General features: G+C 63.9%; 15 protein-coding genes and 2 tRNA genes. 11 read left to right on the top strand and 6 right to left on the bottom strand.

Annotated features, from left to right (window positions below; genetic code table 11):
* The first annotated feature begins 30 nt into the window (after positions 1–30).
* Positions 31–1,878, top strand: coding sequence for a monovalent cation:proton antiporter-2 (CPA2) family protein (locus BLR66_RS03340; protein WP_093280200.1), 1,848 nt, complete (start codon positions 31–33; stop codon positions 1,876–1,878).
* Here the strand turns inward: BLR66_RS03340 and BLR66_RS03335 are convergent.
* Positions 1,875–2,651, bottom strand: a complete 777-nt coding sequence (locus tag BLR66_RS03335) for an alpha/beta hydrolase (RefSeq protein WP_255402286.1) — start codon at positions 2,649–2,651, stop codon at positions 1,875–1,877. The two genes, BLR66_RS03340 and BLR66_RS03335, sit on opposite strands and share 4 nt — an antisense overlap.
* Positions 2,651–2,965: a DUF1244 domain-containing protein gene (locus tag BLR66_RS03330; RefSeq protein ID WP_176943813.1), complete on the bottom strand. Its 315-nt coding sequence runs from the start codon at positions 2,963–2,965 to the stop codon at positions 2,651–2,653. The genes BLR66_RS03335 and BLR66_RS03330 overlap by 1 nt, the downstream gene beginning before the upstream one ends.
* Before the next feature lie 31 nt (positions 2,966–2,996).
* On the opposite strand from BLR66_RS03330, the gene folD reads away from it, so the two are divergent.
* The 4 genes from folD (at position 2,997) to tadA (ending at position 7,805) form a co-directional block, all read left to right on the top strand.
* Entirely contained in the window at positions 2,997–3,878 is an 882-nt protein-coding gene (gene folD / locus BLR66_RS03325) for a bifunctional methylenetetrahydrofolate dehydrogenase/methenyltetrahydrofolate cyclohydrolase FolD (protein ID WP_093280198.1), read from the top strand.
* Between the two features lie 238 nt (positions 3,879–4,116).
* Positions 4,117–5,574, top strand: a complete 1,458-nt coding sequence (guaB, locus tag BLR66_RS03320) for an IMP dehydrogenase (protein ID WP_093280197.1) — start codon at positions 4,117–4,119, stop codon at positions 5,572–5,574.
* A 186-nt stretch (positions 5,575–5,760) separates the two neighbouring features.
* Positions 5,761–7,326, top strand: a complete 1,566-nt coding sequence (gene guaA / locus BLR66_RS03315; protein WP_093280196.1) for a glutamine-hydrolyzing GMP synthase — start codon at positions 5,761–5,763, stop codon at positions 7,324–7,326.
* Positions 7,326–7,805, top strand: coding sequence for a tRNA adenosine(34) deaminase TadA (gene tadA, locus BLR66_RS03310; protein WP_093280195.1), 480 nt, complete (start codon positions 7,326–7,328; stop codon positions 7,803–7,805). The genes guaA and tadA overlap by 1 nt, the downstream gene beginning before the upstream one ends.
* An 87-nt stretch (positions 7,806–7,892) precedes the next feature.
* Here the strand turns inward: tadA and BLR66_RS03305 are convergent, their stop codons facing one another.
* Positions 7,893–8,360, bottom strand: a complete 468-nt coding sequence (locus BLR66_RS03305) for a DUF2721 domain-containing protein (protein ID WP_093280194.1) — start codon at positions 8,358–8,360, stop codon at positions 7,893–7,895.
* A gap of 105 nt (positions 8,361–8,465) precedes the next feature.
* On the opposite strand from BLR66_RS03305, the gene orn reads away from it, so the two are divergent.
* On the top strand, positions 8,466–9,026 hold the full coding sequence (orn, locus tag BLR66_RS03300) for an oligoribonuclease (RefSeq protein WP_093284266.1): 561 nt from the start codon (positions 8,466–8,468) through the stop codon (positions 9,024–9,026).
* A 112-nt stretch (positions 9,027–9,138) separates the two neighbouring features.
* Here the strand turns inward: orn and BLR66_RS03295 are convergent, their stop codons facing one another.
* A complete protein-coding gene (locus BLR66_RS03295) occupies positions 9,139–10,071 on the bottom strand; it encodes a mechanosensitive ion channel family protein (protein WP_255402284.1) in 933 nt (310 codons plus the stop codon).
* Positions 10,071–12,458: a phosphoenolpyruvate synthase gene (gene ppsA / locus BLR66_RS03290; protein ID WP_093284262.1), complete on the bottom strand. Its 2,388-nt coding sequence runs from the start codon at positions 12,456–12,458 to the stop codon at positions 10,071–10,073. Before ppsA ends, BLR66_RS03295 begins: the two co-directional genes overlap by 1 nt.
* 162 nt (positions 12,459–12,620) lie before the next feature.
* On the opposite strand from ppsA, the gene BLR66_RS03285 reads away from it, so the two are divergent.
* The 5 genes from BLR66_RS03285 to BLR66_RS18780 all read left to right on the top strand — a co-directional run bounded on the left by BLR66_RS03285 (position 12,621) and on the right by BLR66_RS18780 (position 14,887).
* Positions 12,621–13,442, top strand: coding sequence for a posphoenolpyruvate synthetase regulatory kinase/phosphorylase PpsR (locus BLR66_RS03285; RefSeq protein WP_093280192.1), 822 nt, complete (start codon positions 12,621–12,623; stop codon positions 13,440–13,442).
* A gap of 140 nt (positions 13,443–13,582) precedes the next feature.
* On the top strand, positions 13,583–14,077 hold the full coding sequence (locus BLR66_RS03280) for a DUF1249 domain-containing protein (RefSeq protein ID WP_093280191.1): 495 nt from the start codon (positions 13,583–13,585) through the stop codon (positions 14,075–14,077).
* 119 nt (positions 14,078–14,196) lie between these two features.
* Positions 14,197–14,272: transfer RNA gene (locus BLR66_RS03275), tRNA-Ala, on the top strand.
* A gap of 48 nt (positions 14,273–14,320) precedes the next feature.
* Positions 14,321–14,396, top strand: a tRNA-Glu gene (locus BLR66_RS03270).
* Between the two features lie 119 nt (positions 14,397–14,515).
* A complete protein-coding gene (locus BLR66_RS18780; RefSeq protein ID WP_143014536.1) occupies positions 14,516–14,887 on the top strand; it encodes a hypothetical protein in 372 nt (123 codons plus the stop codon).
* A gap of 8 nt (positions 14,888–14,895) precedes the next feature.
* On the opposite strand, the gene BLR66_RS03265 is transcribed toward BLR66_RS18780, so the two are convergent.
* The gene (locus BLR66_RS03265) at positions 14,896–15,759 is read right to left on the bottom strand and encodes an IclR family transcriptional regulator (RefSeq protein ID WP_093280190.1); all 864 of its coding nucleotides are present in this window, start codon (positions 15,757–15,759) and stop codon (positions 14,896–14,898) included.
* Positions 15,760–15,783 lie beyond the last annotated feature (24 nt).

The raw sequence follows: 15,783 nt of genomic DNA, 5'->3' as shown, positions 1-15,783 counted from the left end.
ACCTGTAATGCCCGCCGCAGGAAATCCAGTTTGGCCACAGAAGCCGTCTCCAGCGATCTGATCAAGGTTGTCGCCCTGCTGGGCGCCGCCGTGGTGGCAGTGCCCATCTTCCGGCGCCTGGGCCTGGGCTCGGTGCTGGGCTATCTGGCGGCCGGTCTGTTGATCGGTCCGTTCGGTCTGGCTTGGTTTTCCGACCCGCAATCCATCCTGCACGTGGCCGAACTGGGCGTGGTGATGTTCCTGTTCGTCATCGGTCTGGAGATGCGGCCCTCGCACCTGTGGGGCCTGCGCCGGCAGATCTTCGGATTGGGCAGCCTGCAGATTGCGGTATGCACGGTCGCGTTGACGGGGGTCGGACTGGGCTATGGCTTCAGCGTGCCGGTGGCGTTCGTCGGCGCGGCCGGTTTCGTGCTCACCTCGACGGCCATCGTCATGCAATTGCTGGGCGAACGCGGCGACATCGCGCTGCCGCGCGGGCAGAAGATCGTGTCGGTATTGCTGTTCGAAGATCTGCTGATTGTGCCGCTGCTGGCGATTGTCGCCTTCATCTCGCCGGTGGTACCCGATCATGCCGATGGCTCCAGGTGGATCAGCATCGGCATTGGCGTGGCCAGTCTCGCCGGACTCATCGCAGCGGGCATATGGCTACTCAATCCCTTGTTCCGGATACTGGCGTCGGCCAAGGCGCGCGAGGTCATGACCGCGGCGGCGCTGCTGGTGGTGCTGGGTTCGGCGCTGTTGATGCAGATCGGCGGGTTGTCGATGGCGATGGGTGCGTTCCTGGCGGGGGTGCTGTTGTCCGAATCCACTTTCCGCCATCAGATTGAAGCGGACATCGAGCCTTTCCGCGGCATCCTGCTAGGCCTGTTCTTCCTCAGCGTCGGCATGTCGCTGGATCTGGGCGTTGTGGCGCGCAACTGGCCGCTGATCGCATCCGGCGTACTGGCGATGATGGCGGTAAAGGCGTTGTGCATCTACGTGGTGGCGCGCCTCACCCGCAGTCCGCACCGCGAAGCGCTGGATCGGGCGGTGTTGATGGCGCAGGGCGGCGAATTCGCCTTCGTGCTGTTCTCCGCGGCCGCTGCCGCCCGTGTCATCGACGCCACGGTCAACGCCAACCTCACCGCCATCGTGGTGCTGTCGATGGTGCTGACGCCGTTGTTCGTGATCCTGCTCAAGCGCGTCATGCCGAAGGCGCAGGAGTCGCTAGAAGGCATCGACGAGGCGCGCGGGCTGAGCGGCAGCGTGCTGATCATCGGCTTCGGCCGCTTCGGCCAGGTCATGAGCCAGTCGCTGCTGGCGCGCGACGTGGACGTGACCATCATCGACACCGACATCGAGATGATCCGCAGCGCCGAGGAGTTCGGTTTCAAGATCTATTACGGCGACGGCACGCGGCTGGACGTGCTGCACGCTTCGGGCGCGGACAGCGCGCGCGCGATCGCGGTGTGCATCGACAACAAGACCGCGGCCACGCGCATCGTGGAGCTGGCCAAGGCGCAGTTCCCGCAGGCGCGGCTGCTGGTGCGCTCCTACGACCGCGAACATTCGCTTGAACTGATCAACGCCGGTGTGGATTACCAGATCCGGGAGACATTCGAATCGGCGGTGGATTTCGGCGCCGCGGCGCTGGTCGAGCTGGGAGTCGCGCAAGAAGAGGCCGAACGCATCGCCACCGAGATCCGACGCCGGGATGCCGAACGTTTCGAACTGGAAATGGCGGCCGGGGACGTTCGCGCCGGCATTCCGTTGATGTTGGGCAACGCTCCCAAGCCCACGCCGACGCCGTTCACCACGCCCAAGCGCGAAGGACAGGCCTTGAACAAGGAAACCGCGGACATCATCAACAGTCCCGATCCGGATTCGCGCACGGGTTAGCGCAGAAAATCGCGCAAGGCCGCGGCGTAGCGCGGATCGTCCGAAATATTGTTGTGGTCGGCCTGTGGAAAGTCGATCACCTGCGGCACGCCTGCCAGCGAAGCCAGCAATTTGTCCGTATTGGCCGGCGGAATCACTTCATCGCGGCCTGCGCGCAGCACCAGCAAGGGGCCGCGGTACTGCGTCAGGTAGCGGGCGGAATCATAACTGTCGCGCACTAACCAGCGCACCGGAAACAGCGGATAGTGAGACTGCGCCACCGCCGCGAGGTTGTCGAACGGGGTCACCAGCGCCAGTCTTTCCACCGGCCTGTGCGAGGCGACATAGCTGGCTACGCCACTGCCCAGGCTGCGGCCGACGACGGCGATGGCGGTCGGGTGCTGTTCGTTCACTTCGTCGAAGAGTGCCAGCGCATCGCCGAACAGGGCGGCCTGGTCCGGTTTGCCTTCGCTTGCGCCGTAGCCGCGATAGGAAACCAGGTAGACGGTGCGGTCGGGAAACAATTCGGAGAATTCCGCGCGCGACATCTCCAGGCGTTCGGCATTGCCACCGAAGTAGATGACAGCCCTGGTCTTGCCGGGATTCAATCGCCAGCCGCGCAGGGTGACGCCGTCGTGTACGAGACTGAAGTCCGTCTCCTGCACGGCGATCTGCGTTTGGCCTGGGTAATAGATCAGCTCGCGCTGCTTGAAGAAGAGCAGGGCGCAGATGCCGCTATAGGCGAGCACAGGCAGCGCAGCGACTCCCAATAGCGACTTCTTCAGCATCCCCATCAGCCGTGACGCCGCTGCGCCTGGGCGAATGCGGCCAGTTGCTCCGGCGTAGCTTCCTGCTGGAACTTCGCCTTCCATTCCGCGAACGGCATTCCGTACACGCGCTCGCGCGCTTCGTCCTTGCTCATCGGCTGTCCGGCGGCTTCGGCAGCCTCGCGGTACCAGTCGGACAGGCAATTGCGGCAGAAGCCGGCCAGGATCATCAGGTCGATGTTCTGCACGTCGCTGCGTTCGACGTTGAGGTGCTGCAAAAGGCGGCGGAAGGCGGCGGCTTCGAGTTCGGTGGTGTCGGACATGGCTGAATCGGGGACAATAGGGTCCAACGACTTTACACCCGCGCCCTAGATGACCCCAGCTTCCCCCAGCGCCCATACCGCCCGCATCCTCGACGGCCGCCGCATCGCCGAGAACCTGCTCGACGAACTCAAGGCCAAGGTCGACGCCCGCGTCGCCGCAGGCCTGCCGCGCCCGGGCCTGGCGGTGGTGCTGGTCGGGGGCGACCCGGCTTCGACCGTGTATGTGCGCAACAAGCGCCGCGCGGCCGAGAAGGTCGGCATCGAGGCTTTCGACCACGATTTGCCGGCCGGGACGTCCGAACACGAGCTGCTGGCCCTGATCGACAGGCTCAATGCCGACCCCAAGGTCCACGGCATTCTGGTGCAGCTGCCGTTGCCCGGCATTCCCGACGCCAGCCGCCTGATCCACCGCATCGACCCGCGCAAGGACGTGGACGGCTTCCACCCCGAGAACGTCGGCCACCTGGCCCTGCGCGAGTTCGGCCTGCGCCCGTGCACCCCGCGCGGCATCACCACCTTGCTGGGCTACACCGACAAGCCGGTGCGGGGGCAGAACGCGACCATCGTCGGAGTCAGCAACCACGTGGGCCGGCCGATGGCCCTGGAGCTGCTGATCGCAGGCTGCACGGTGACCAGTTGCCACAAATTCACGCCCGCAGCGGTGCTGGAGGCGCGGGTGCGCGACGCGGACATCCTGGTGGTGGCCGCCGGCCGTCCGGGCCTGATTCCGGGGGAGTGGGTCAAGCCCGGCTCGGTGGTCATTGACGTGGGCATCAATCGCCTGGAGGACGGCAGTCTGGTCGGAGACGTAGGTTTCGACGCCGCCGCCACACGCGCCAGCTGGATCACCCCGGTACCGGGCGGGGTAGGGCCCATGACCGTGGCCACGCTGATGCAGAACACTCTGGAAGCAGCCGAGGCCGCTGCTTAAAGCCCCTCTCCCATCGGGAGAGGGGTTGGGGTGAGGGTACGGCGAAGTCAGTAGCGTGAGAACCAACTGGACTCCGCCGTACCCTCATCCGCCTTTCGGGCAGCCCGTATCAAGTACGGGGCAGGCTCTTCTCCCGAGGGGAGAAGGAAGCGAAACGCTTCGTTGCATCGTCTGCGTAGGGACATTTCAGCCCCCGAAATAGTACAATTACGCGCTTCCCCACCAAACGGGTCCGCCGATGCTACGCATCCAGGCTGAAGCTCTCACCTACGACGACGTTTCCCTCGTCCCCGCGCATTCCCTTGTCCTGCCCAAGGATGTCGACCTCGGCACGCGCCTGACCCGCGACCTGCGGCTGAAGCTGCCGATCGTCTCCGCCGCCATGGACACCGTCACCGAAGCGCGCCTGGCCATCGCCATGGCCCAGCTGGGCGGCATCGGCATCCTGCACAAGAACCTCACCGTCGAACAGCAGGCGGCCGAAGTGGCCAAGGTCAAGAAATTCGAGGCCGGCGTCATCAAGGACCCTTTCACCGTAGGTCCTGAGACCACCATCGGCGACGTGCTGGCGCTTACTCGCGCCCGCAATATCTCCGGCGTGCCGGTGGTCGATGGCAACCAGTTGCTGGGCATCGTCACCAGCCGCGACATGCGTTTCGAAACCAAGCTGGACGACCCGGTCCGCCACATCATGACCAAGAAGGATCGCCTGGTCACCGTGCGCGAAGGCGCCAGCGACGGCGAAGTGGTGCAGCTGCTGCACAAGCACCGCATCGAGAAGGTGCTGGTGGTCAACGACAACTTCGAGCTGCGCGGCCTGATCACGGTCAAGGACATCCAGAAGAAGACCGACAACCCCAATGCCGCCAAGGACAGCGCCACGCGCCTGCTGGTCGGCGCGGCGCTGGGCGTGGGCGGCGACACCGACCAGCGCGTGGAAGCGCTGGTCGCCGCCGGTGTGGACGTGGTCATCGTGGATACCGCGCACGGCCATTCGCAAGGCGTGCTGGATCGCGTGGCCTGGATCAAGAAGCGTTTCCCGCAGCTGCAGGTGATCGGCGGCAACATCGTCACCGGCGATGCCGCGCTGGCTTTGATGGATGCCGGTGCCGATGCGGTCAAAGTAGGCGTGGGTCCGGGCTCCATTTGCACCACGCGCATGGTCGCGGGCGTCGGCGTACCGCAGATCACGGCCGTCTCGATGGTGGCCGAAGCGTTGCAGGACCGCATCCCACTGATCGCCGACGGCGGCATTCGCTATTCCGGCGATATCGGCAAGGCGATCGTGGCTGGCGCCTCCACGGTGATGATCGGCGGCTTGTTTGCCGGTACCGAGGAAGCGCCGGGCGAAGTCGAACTGTTCCAGGGCCGCAGCTACAAGAGTTATCGCGGCATGGGCAGCCTGGGCGCGATGGAAAAGGGCAGCAAGGACCGTTATTTCCAGGACGCGTCCGATGCGGACAAGCTGGTGCCCGAAGGCATCGAAGGCCGCGTGCCGTATCGCGGATCGGTCGGCAACATCATCCACCAGCTGGTCGGCGGCCTGCGCGCGACCATGGGGTATGTCGGTTGCGCCACCATCGACGAGATGCAGAAGAAGCCCAGCTTCGTCACCATTACCGGCGCGGGCCAGCGCGAAAGCCATGTGCACGACGTGCAGATCACCAAAGAGCCGCCGAATTACAGGATGGGCTGATCCGCGCGAAATAAACAAGTCGCCATCCCCGCGAAGGCGGGGACCCAGCGACTTGAAGCTTTTCTACGCAAGCAATAGAGCAAAGTCACTGGGTTGACCGGCTTACGCCGTTATGAAGCACTTCCGCTTTCGCGGGAATGACGGGTTTAATTTTTCACTTGCCGGATCGGGCGGCGTTCGCGAACCATGACCAACATCCATACCGACAAGATCCTGATCCTCGATTTCGGCGCGCAATACACCCAGCTGATCGCCCGCCGCATCCGCGAGATCGGCGTGTACTGCGAGATCTGGGCCTGGGACCACGATCCTGCGGAAATCGCGGCCTACGGCGCCAAGGGCATCATCCTGTCGGGCGGTCCGGAATCCACCACCGAAGCAGGCGCCCCAGCCGCGCCGCAGCAGGTGTTCGACTCCGGGCTGCCGATCCTGGGCATCTGCTACGGCATGCAGACCCTGGCAGCCCAGCTGGGTGGCGCCACCGAAGCGGCCGATGCGCGCGAGTTCGGTCATGCCGAAGTCGAAATCGTCGCACCCGATACGCTCTTCAAAGGCCTGACCGACCACGCGGGCAAGACGCGTCTGGACGTATGGATGAGTCATGGCGACCATGTCTCCAAGGCACCCCCCGGTTTCACCATCACCGCCGTCACCGACCGCATCCCGGTCGCGGCGATGTCGAACGAAGACAAGCGCTGGTACGGTGTGCAGTTCCACCCCGAAGTCACCCATACCCTGCAGGGCCAGGCGCTGCTGCGCCGTTTCGTGGTCGATATCTGCGGCTGCGCGACCTTGTGGACGGCGGCCAATATCATCGATGACCAGATCGAGCGCGTGCGTGCGCAGGTGGGCAAGGACGAAGTGATCCTGGGCCTGTCCGGCGGTGTCGACTCGTCCGTGGTCGCCGCGCTGTTGCACAAGGCCATCGGCGAGCAGCTGACCTGCGTGTTCGTGGATACCGGTCTGTTGCGCTGGCAGGAAGGCGACCAGGTGATGGCGATGTTCGCCGAACACATGGGCGTCAAGGTGATCCGGGTCAATGCGGCCGACCGCTATTTCAAGGCGCTGGAAGGCGTGGCCGACCCCGAAGCCAAGCGCAAGATCATCGGCAACCTGTTCGTGGAGATCTTCGACGAGGAATCCAGCAAGCTGGCCAACGCCAACTGGCTGGCGCAAGGCACGATCTATCCGGACGTGATCGAGTCGGCCGGCAGCAAGACCGGCAAGGCGCATGTGATCAAGAGCCACCACAACGTCGGCGGCCTGCCCGAGCATATGAAGATGGGCCTGGTGGAACCGCTGCGCGAACTGTTCAAGGACGAAGTGCGACGTCTGGGTGTCGAGCTGGGCCTGCCGCGCGCCATGGTCTACCGCCATCCGTTCCCGGGACCCGGCTTGGGCGTACGCATCCTCGGCGAAGTGAAGCGCGAATATGCCGAGCTGCTGGCCCAGGCCGACGCCATTTTCATCGAAGAATTGCGCAAGGCCGATCTGTACGACAAGACCAGCCAGGCCTTCGCAGTGTTCCTGCCGGTCAAATCGGTGGGCGTGGTGGGCGATGCGCGCGCCTACGAGTGGGTGATCGCGCTGCGCGCGGTGGAAACCATCGATTTCATGACCGCGCACTGGGCGCACCTGCCGTACGATTTCCTGGGCACGGTGTCCAACCGCATCATCAACGAACTGCGCGGCATCTCGCGCGTGGTCTACGACATCAGCGGCAAGCCGCCGGCGACCATCGAGTGGGAGTGATGCCTCCGCAAGACGACGAAACTTGGATGCGTCATGCGCTTGCGCTCGCCGACAAGGCGGAGCGCGAGGATGACGAGATTCCGGTGGGCGCCGTGCTTGTCGGCGCCAATGGCGAAATCCTTGGCGAAGGCTGGAACCGCAATCTGGCCGAGCACGACCCCAGCGCGCACGCCGAAATCGTTGCCATGCGCCGTGCCGGTGCGAAGCTGGGCAACCATCGCCTGATCGGCAGCACGTTGTACGTGACCTTGGAGCCCTGCGCGATGTGCGCAATGGCGTTGGTGCATGCGCGGGTGTCGCGGCTGGTCTATGCGGCCTCCGATCCCAAGACCGGTGCCTGCGGCAGCGTGTTCGACCTGCTGACCGATCCGCGCCACAACCATCGCGTCGAAGTGGTGTCCGGATTGCTGGCCGACGAAGCCTCGCGCCGCCTGACCAACTACTTCCGGGCCAAGCGCGGCAAGCCGCTACTGGATTGAAAATGTAGGAGCGGGCCATGCCCGCGACGCCCTTGATCGCAATATCGGTGGGGAGCATCGCGGGCAGGGCCCGCTCCTACAGGCGTTCTACTCCCGTTTGGCGATATGGCGGTGGTCCATTTCCTCGTTGACCGCCTTGACCGCCAGCGTCGACTCGCGCGCCAGCAACAGGCTGGCGGCGAACATCGCCAGCACGCCCAATGCCGCCAGCACGGTGGGAAGCATGCCCAGCCGGTGCGCCAGCAGGTTGTCCGCGGCCACCGCCAGACTGGTGCCCACGAACAGGCTGATGGCGCCGTACAGCAACTGGCCTGCGCGCAGGATGATCAGGCTGCGCCGTCGTTGCAGCGCGATGCGCTGTTCGTACAGCGCCCGCTGCAGCGGGTCGTCCAGGGTGTGCAGTTCCTTGAGCAGCGAACGCGCGCGGTCGATGATCCTGGCCAGCCGGTTGTTGGCCGACAGCAGCAGGGAGGCCGTCGCCGTGAGGAAGAAAGCCGGCGCCAGCATCGCGGTGAGCGTGGCGTAGTGCGTGTACTGATCGCTGTTCTGGAGCATGGCCTGTGCCCGTGGGGAGCTGCGTTATGATGCGGCACAATGCGATCTTTCCGCAAAACACGCTCGCCGACGGCGATGCGCAGCCTCAAGGACCAAGACCGACGCATGTCAGCCAACAACCCCAATAGCGACCGTCTGATCTGGATCGACCTGGAAATGACCGGGCTGGACACCGGCCAGGACTCCATCATCGAGATCGCCACGGTGGTGACCGATTCGCAGTTGAACGTGCTGGCCGAAGGCCCCGAGTTCGCCATCGCCCATCCGGTGGCGGTGCTGGAAGCCATGGACGACTGGAACCGCGCCCAGCACACGCGCTCGGGGCTGTGGAAGCGGGTGGTGGAGAGCACGGTCACGCTCGGCCAGGCCGAGGTCCAGACGGTTTCGTTCCTGGCCGAATGGCTGCCGGCCAATGCCTCGCCGATGTGCGGCAATTCGATCTGCCAGGACCGCCGTTTCCTGCACCGGCTGATGCCGCGGCTGGAGAAGTACTTCCACTACCGCAACCTGGACGTCAGCACGCTGAAAGAGCTGGCGCGGCGTTGGGCGCCGACCGTGCTGGAAGGCGTGCGTAAGCAGTCGGCGCATACCGCGCTCAGCGACGTGCGCGATTCCATCGAGGAATTGCGCCACTACCGCAAGCATCTGGCAGAACTGGCCGGCTAGAGGCCTTGTAGGAGCGACGTGAGTCGCGAAGGAAGGCCGGTCCGATCGGAATGGCCGTTCACCCGAGAAAGCCTTCGCGACTTACGTCGCTCCTACGCGCCCCTGCGCGCCCCTACGCCGGAGGCTTTGCGGAAACCGCATCCCCATCGTCGGCGACCGAACGGGTGACGATCTCGGTCAGCGGCGTACCGTCGGCATTGTGGTGATACACGTGCAGGTCGCGCGGGGGTAAAGGCAAAGACATGCCATGGCTCAGCAATTGGCTGCGCACGGCTTCGGCGATCCGGTTCTTCGCTTCGCCCACGTCCTTGGTCTTGGCCCAGGCGAACAGGGTCATGTCCACGCCGCCCTCGCTCAATCGCGCGATATCCACCGCCGGGGCAGGGTCCTTCAGGACCAGGGGGTCGGCTGTGGCGATGGCCAGCAATATTTCCTTTGCCCGCGCCGGGTCGTCCCGGTACCGCACCGTCAAGGGGATGTCGATACGGCGCTGCGGTTTTGCGGTGAAGTTGATGATCGGCGCGGTGGTGATCATGCTGTTGGGCAGGATGATCAGGCGGTTGTCGGCCGTACGCATGCGGGTCTGGAAGATGCGGACTTCTTCCACCGTGCCTTCCAGGCCCGCGATCTGCACGCTGTCGCCATCGCGGAACGGGCGCAGCATGATCAGCATCACGCCGGAGGCGATATTGGACAGCGAATCCTTGAGCGCCAGGCCCACCGCGAGGCCGGCGGCGCCAAGCACGGCGAGCATGGAAGTGGGCGGCACGCCGATGGAAGTCAGTGCGGTCACCAGCACCAGCACCATCATCGCCGCATAGCTCACATTGCGCAGGAAACCGGACAGGGTGGAGTCGACATGGGCACGTCCCAGCACGCGTTCCAGCCCTGCGCTGAGCCGCTTGGCCAGCCACATGCCGATCAGCAGGATCAGCACAGCGCCCAACAGCTTCAGGCCCCAGGTCTCCAGCAACTGCAACCAGTCGATGCCGCGGATGTCCTTGACGATCTCGCTGGGCGTCGCGACGGGTTCCTTCGCCTGCATCATTGCGCCTTGAGTTTGGCCAGCCGCAGCCAGGTATCGACCACGGTGTCGGGATTCAGTGACACCGACTCGATGCCTTCCTGCATCAGCCAGTCCGCAAGATCCGGGTGATCAGACGGGCCCTGTCCGCAGATGCCCACGTATTTGCCCTTGGCCTTGGCGCTCTTGATCGCCATCGACAGCAGCTTCTTCACCGCCGGGTCGCGTTCGTCGAACAGGTGCGCGACGATGCTGGAATCGCGGTCCAGGCCCAAAGTGAGCTGGGTCAGGTCGTTGGATCCGATGGAGAAGCCATCGAAGATGTCCAGGAAGTCGTCGGCCAGCAGCGCGTTCGAAGGCACTTCGCACATCATGATGATCTTCAGGCCCTGCTGTCCTTCAGCATGATCGCCGCGCTTGAGGCCGTGCTTGGCCAGCACTTCGATGACCTTGCGGCCCTCGTCCAGCGTGCGCACGAACGGGATCATCACCCACAGATTGTCCAGGCCCATCTCATTGCGCACCTTGCGCACGGCCTTGCATTCCAGCGCGAAGGCAGGTTCGAACGACGGATCGACATAGCGGCTGGCGCCGCGGAAGCCGATCATCGGATTTTCTTCATGCGGTTCGTAATTGCTGCCGCCGATCAGGTTGGCGTATTCGTTGGACTTGAAGTCCGACAGGCGCACGATCACCGGGTTGGGCGCCACCGAGGCGGTAATGGTGGCGATGCCTTCGGCCAAACGGTCCACGTAGAAGCTCACCGGATCGGCGTAGCCGGCGGTCTTCGCATCGATCTTGCGCTTGGTTTCCGCGTCCTGGCGGTCGTATTCCAGCAGCGCATTGGGATGCACGCCGATATGGCTGGCGATGATCATTTCCAGCCGTGCCAAGCCGATGCCCGCATTAGGCAATTGACCGAAATCGAACGCGCGCTCCGGGTTGGCCACGTTCATCATGATCTTTAGCGGGGCGGGGGGCATGTCGGCCAGATCGGTGGTGATGCGCTCGAACTTCAGCGTGCTGCCGTAGATGAAACCGGTGTCGCCTTCGGCGCAGCTGACGGTGACTTCCTTGCCGTCCTCGATATGGTCCAGCGCATTGCCGGTGCCGACCACGGCGGGTACGCCCAGCTCGCGGGCGATGATGGCGGCGTGGCAGGTGCGGCCGCCGCGGTTGGTGACGATGGCCGAAGCCCGCTTCATCACCGGCTCCCAATCCGGGTCGGTCATGTCGGCCACCAGCACGTCGCCGGGCTGCACGCGGTTCATGTCGGCCAGGCTGCGCACCACGCGCGCCACGCCGCTGCCGATCTTCTGGCCGATGGCGCGGCCTTCGGCGATCACGTCGCCGCGTTCCAGCAGATGGTAGCGCTCGATCTGTGTGGCCTTGGCGCGCGACTTCACCGTTTCGGGGCGCGCCTGCACGATGAAGAGCTTGCCGCTGACGCCGTCTTTGGCCCACTCGATATCCATCGGGCGGCCGTAGTGTTTTTCGATGGTCAGCGCCTGACGGGACAGCGCTTGCACGTCTTCATCGCTGATGGAGAACTTGTTGCGCAATTCCACCGGGGTGTCTTCGATCTTGACGCGCTCGCCGGGCTGGTCGGAATAGACCATGCGCAGCAGCTTGCTGCCCAGCGAACGGCGCAGGATCGCCGGTTTGCCGGCTTGCAGGGTGGGTTTGTAGACGTAGAACTCGTCCGGGTTGACGGCGCCCTGCACGACCATTTCGCCCAGGCCCAGGCTGGAAGTGACGAACACCACGTCGCGGAAGCCCGATTCGGTGTCCAGGGTGAACAGCACGCCCGAAGCGCCCACGTCCGAGCGCACCATCAGTTGCACGCCGGCCGACAGGAACACGTCTTCGTGCTTGAAGCCGTGATGCACGCGGTAGGCGATGGCGCGGTCGTTGTAGAGGCTGGCGAAGACTTCCTTGACCTTGCGCACGACATCATCGGCGCCGGTAACGTTGAGGAAGGTCTCCTGCTGGCCGGCGAAGCTGGCGTCGGGCAGGTCCTCGGCGGTGGCCGAGGAACGTACCGCCACCGCGATATCGCCGCCGCCGTTGTCGGCGGCCAGCTGCGCGTAGGCGGTGCGGATATCGGCGTCCAGCTGCGGCTGCAGCGGCGCTTCGATCACCCAATCGCGGATTTCCTTGCCGGCGACCGTCAATGCGTCCACATCCTCCACGTCCAGCGTGGCCAGCTTGTCGAAAATGCGCTTGGACAGATCGTTGTGGGCGATGAAGTCCTTGAAGGCTTCCGCAGTGGTCGCATAGCCTCCGGGGACCGAAACCCCCAGATTGGCCAACTGGCCGATCATTTCGCCCAAAGAGGAGTTTTTGCCGCCTACCCGGGCCAGATCGGCCAGGCGCAGGTCGTGCAACCACAGGATGCTTTGATTCAAGCTGGTCTGGTTCAAGCGCAACGCTCCAAAGCGGTCGTGCGCCTCGCCGAAGATCAACGGCGAGGGCCGTGTCCATGGGAAGAATCGCTATGATGCAGTGCAAGACAAGCCCAGACAAGCTTGATTTTCCAGTGTTTACATGTTGATGAAGGAGTGGTATCGATGTCCAACGTGCGACCTGTGTTCTATGTCTCGGACGGTACGGGGATCACCACCGAGACCATCGGCCACAGCCTGCTGACCCAGTTCAGCGGGTTCAGTTTCGTCACCGACCGCATTTCCTTCGTCGACGACCCGCTCAAGGCGCACGAGGCCGCCGAACGCATCCGCGCCGCCGGGCAGCGCCACGAGGCACGCCCCATCGTGATCCACTCCAACGTAGACCCCGCCATCAGCGAGGTCCTGGCCGAAAGCGGGGCGCTGATGCTGGACGTGTTCGCGCCCTTCATCGACCCGATGGAGAAGGAGCTGGGCGCCTTGCGCCAGTCGCGGGTGGGGCAGGCGCATGGTCTGGTGAATTTCGAAACCTACCACCGCCGCATCAATGCGATGAATTACGCGTTGACCCACGACGACGGCATCGCCATCAACTACGACGAGGCCGATCTGATCCTGGTCGCCGTGTCCCGCGCGGGCAAGACCCCGACCTGCGTCTATCTGGCGCTGCATTACGGCATCCGCGCGGCCAATTACCCGCTGACCGACCAGGACCTGGAAACCGACCGCCTGCCGGTCCGCCTGCGCGCGCACCGGCGCAAGTTGTTCGGCCTGACCATCGATCCGGAACGCTTGCAGCAGATCCGCCAGGAGCGCCGCCCCAATTCGGCCTACGCCAAGCTGGAAACCTGCAAAAGCGAGGTGCTGGCGGCCGAGCGCATGTTCCAGATGGAGCGCATTCCCACGCTGAGCACCACGCACACGTCCATCGAGGAAATCGCCAGCAAGGTGATGTCCACGCTGGGGCTGCAGCGGGAGATGTTCTAGGCGGGGAGGGCAGGCCGGCGTGCTTGGAAGGCCGGCGGAATCGCGCAGGCCGAATGGCGTGCGGAGGAACCTTAAATTAGGCCGTTCTGCGCGATTCGTCAATGCTGCCGAAATTGCGAATCAACGTGTAGGATCGGGCCATGGCCCAAGCCGTCGCCCGCACTGCGAACATCCCCAAACTCAACCGTTTCGGTTGGCTGATGGCGCTGTACGCAGAGAACCACAATAGGCTGACCCGGTTGTTCGCACCGGGCGATCTGGTGGAGGGGCGCTACCTGTCCAGCATCGGCGACGGGCTGGACCTGTATCTGGATGTGATCCAGACCCATCGCTATACGGTCGAGCTTCGCCTCACCTACGGCCTGCGCGATCCGCAGACCGGCGAGCCGGACCCTTCGGCCTTCGTGCGCGTGTACCGCGATGCGCGCCAGGCCGAGGCCACGCACTGCTACGTGGGCCGCCGCTGGCAGGACGCGATCGGCATGTACCCGCCGCCGGCCGAGCTGATCGGCCACCGCATGCGCATGAATACCTTTCTGGGCAAGTGGCTGGAATATCTGGCCGAGCGCGGCCATGGCGTGGCCACGCTGCGCCGCTGCGATGAAAACATGGCGGAAGTGGCCACGGCGGACTGAAAAGTCGCCGGTAGGCGCCTGCGCACGGCGCCGAATCTGAAAACATTAGTCATCTTTCTTCGTCACAGAGCTTGCGCGATGGGTGGGCGATAGCTAGAATTCCGCTCCTTCCAGCCCGTGGGGCCATAGCTCAGCTGGGAGAGCGCCTGCATGGCATGCAGGAGGTCGGCGGTTCGATCCCGCCTGGCTCCACCAATATCCCGGCAATTAGGCCTGTTCGGGGTAGGGAACAAGTTTCACAGCGTCCCCATCGTCTAGAGGCCTAGGACACCACCCTTTCACGGTGGACACCGGGGTTCGAATCCCCGTGGGGACGCCAATTGATTCAAGCACTTAGGGCTGCCGCGAGGCGGCCCTATTTGTTTACGCTAGCGTTTCGGATCGAAGTCACATGGGCTGAGATCCATCTATTAGGTGGTTAGGCCCGGGAAAAAAACTATGGCAATTCCAGACAGCGAGTACTTCTACCAGCTTCCTTCGCTCACGTCGGATGCTGTTATTGAACTTGGTGTTGGTCATGAACTTTCGCTTCTCCTGCTTGAGCATGTTCCAACTGGAGGCGGCGTTATCTTTCCAGTGCAGTACATTCACAGAGAGCTGATCTATCGGACTCCTGGGCAAAAAAATGCGGTAGCAATGGGCACTGCCAGGCTAACTGACGGCGGAGAGTTTCGGGATGTCCGCATTCTGTTCTCTCGCCCGCACCAGACAGCAACGCTTCGCGGGCTTGCGCTAGAGGGTCGGGTCAAGGTTGGACGGCCGGGGCCTAGCAATTTGTTCAAGCCGAACCCGCTTCGCGGGTCGGCTTAATTCAGGCGTCACGGATGGCAAATGGCCCCACGAGAAAAAGGTGCCAGATACGCTTTCCACTTAAGTGACTCTGGCGGCGTTTTCTGCACGCGGTTTTCTGCTAGACATGGCCCGAAGTCCTGCACCAACTTCTCCCGCGTCATCACCGACACACGCCCGCTGCAATTGAACGCCAGCACCCGGCTGCGGTCGGCCGAGACCATGGGAACGCCGATGGCGAACACATCCGGATTCCAGTCGCCCAGCGAGAAACAGAAACCGTAGTTCTCGTAGTCCTGCCGCGCCCGCACGATACCGCTGCGGATCTTCGGCCATAGGCCCGGTTCGCACTCGGCCTCGAACTCGGCCAGATTGCGGTCGAACACCTCCTGCGGGCGCGAGGCTAAGTCGGCCCGGCCCAGCGCCGTGGACCCATGCGGCACGCGCGCGCCGGGTTCCAGCTTCATCTGGAAAGTAGGGTCGCCCTGGCAAACCTCCAGCAACACCATACGCATGCCGTCGGCGGCAGCCAGCATCACCGCCGATTGCGTGTACTCGGCCAGCTCGCGCATCAGTGGACGGGCGATGGCCACCACATCGTTGCCTTTCATGAAGGCATGACCGAGCGACAGCACGGCCGTGCCCAAAGAATATTTCTCCAACGCGGCCGAATAAGTCAGATAGCCGAGCGAGGACAAAGTGAACGTCAGCCGCGAGACCGTGGCTTTGGGCAAGCCAGTCCGCCGCGCCAGTTCCTGGTTGCCCAAATGCTGGGTGCCGAATTCGAAGCAGCGCAGAATCGAGAACGCGCGTGCGATGGCGGTGACGAACTGCGGATGGCGTTCGTCGACGAGAGGACTGAAGGCGTCGAGCTTGCGTTTGGGGTTGCCCATTGCCGGTATCTCCAGTTAGTTCCG

Source organism: Pseudoxanthomonas sp. CF125 (assembly GCF_900104085.1).
GTDB lineage: Bacteria > Pseudomonadota > Gammaproteobacteria > Xanthomonadales > Xanthomonadaceae > Pseudoxanthomonas_A.
Note: the sequence above shows the minus strand (reverse complement) of the source record. Positions and strands in the feature narration are given on the sequence as shown.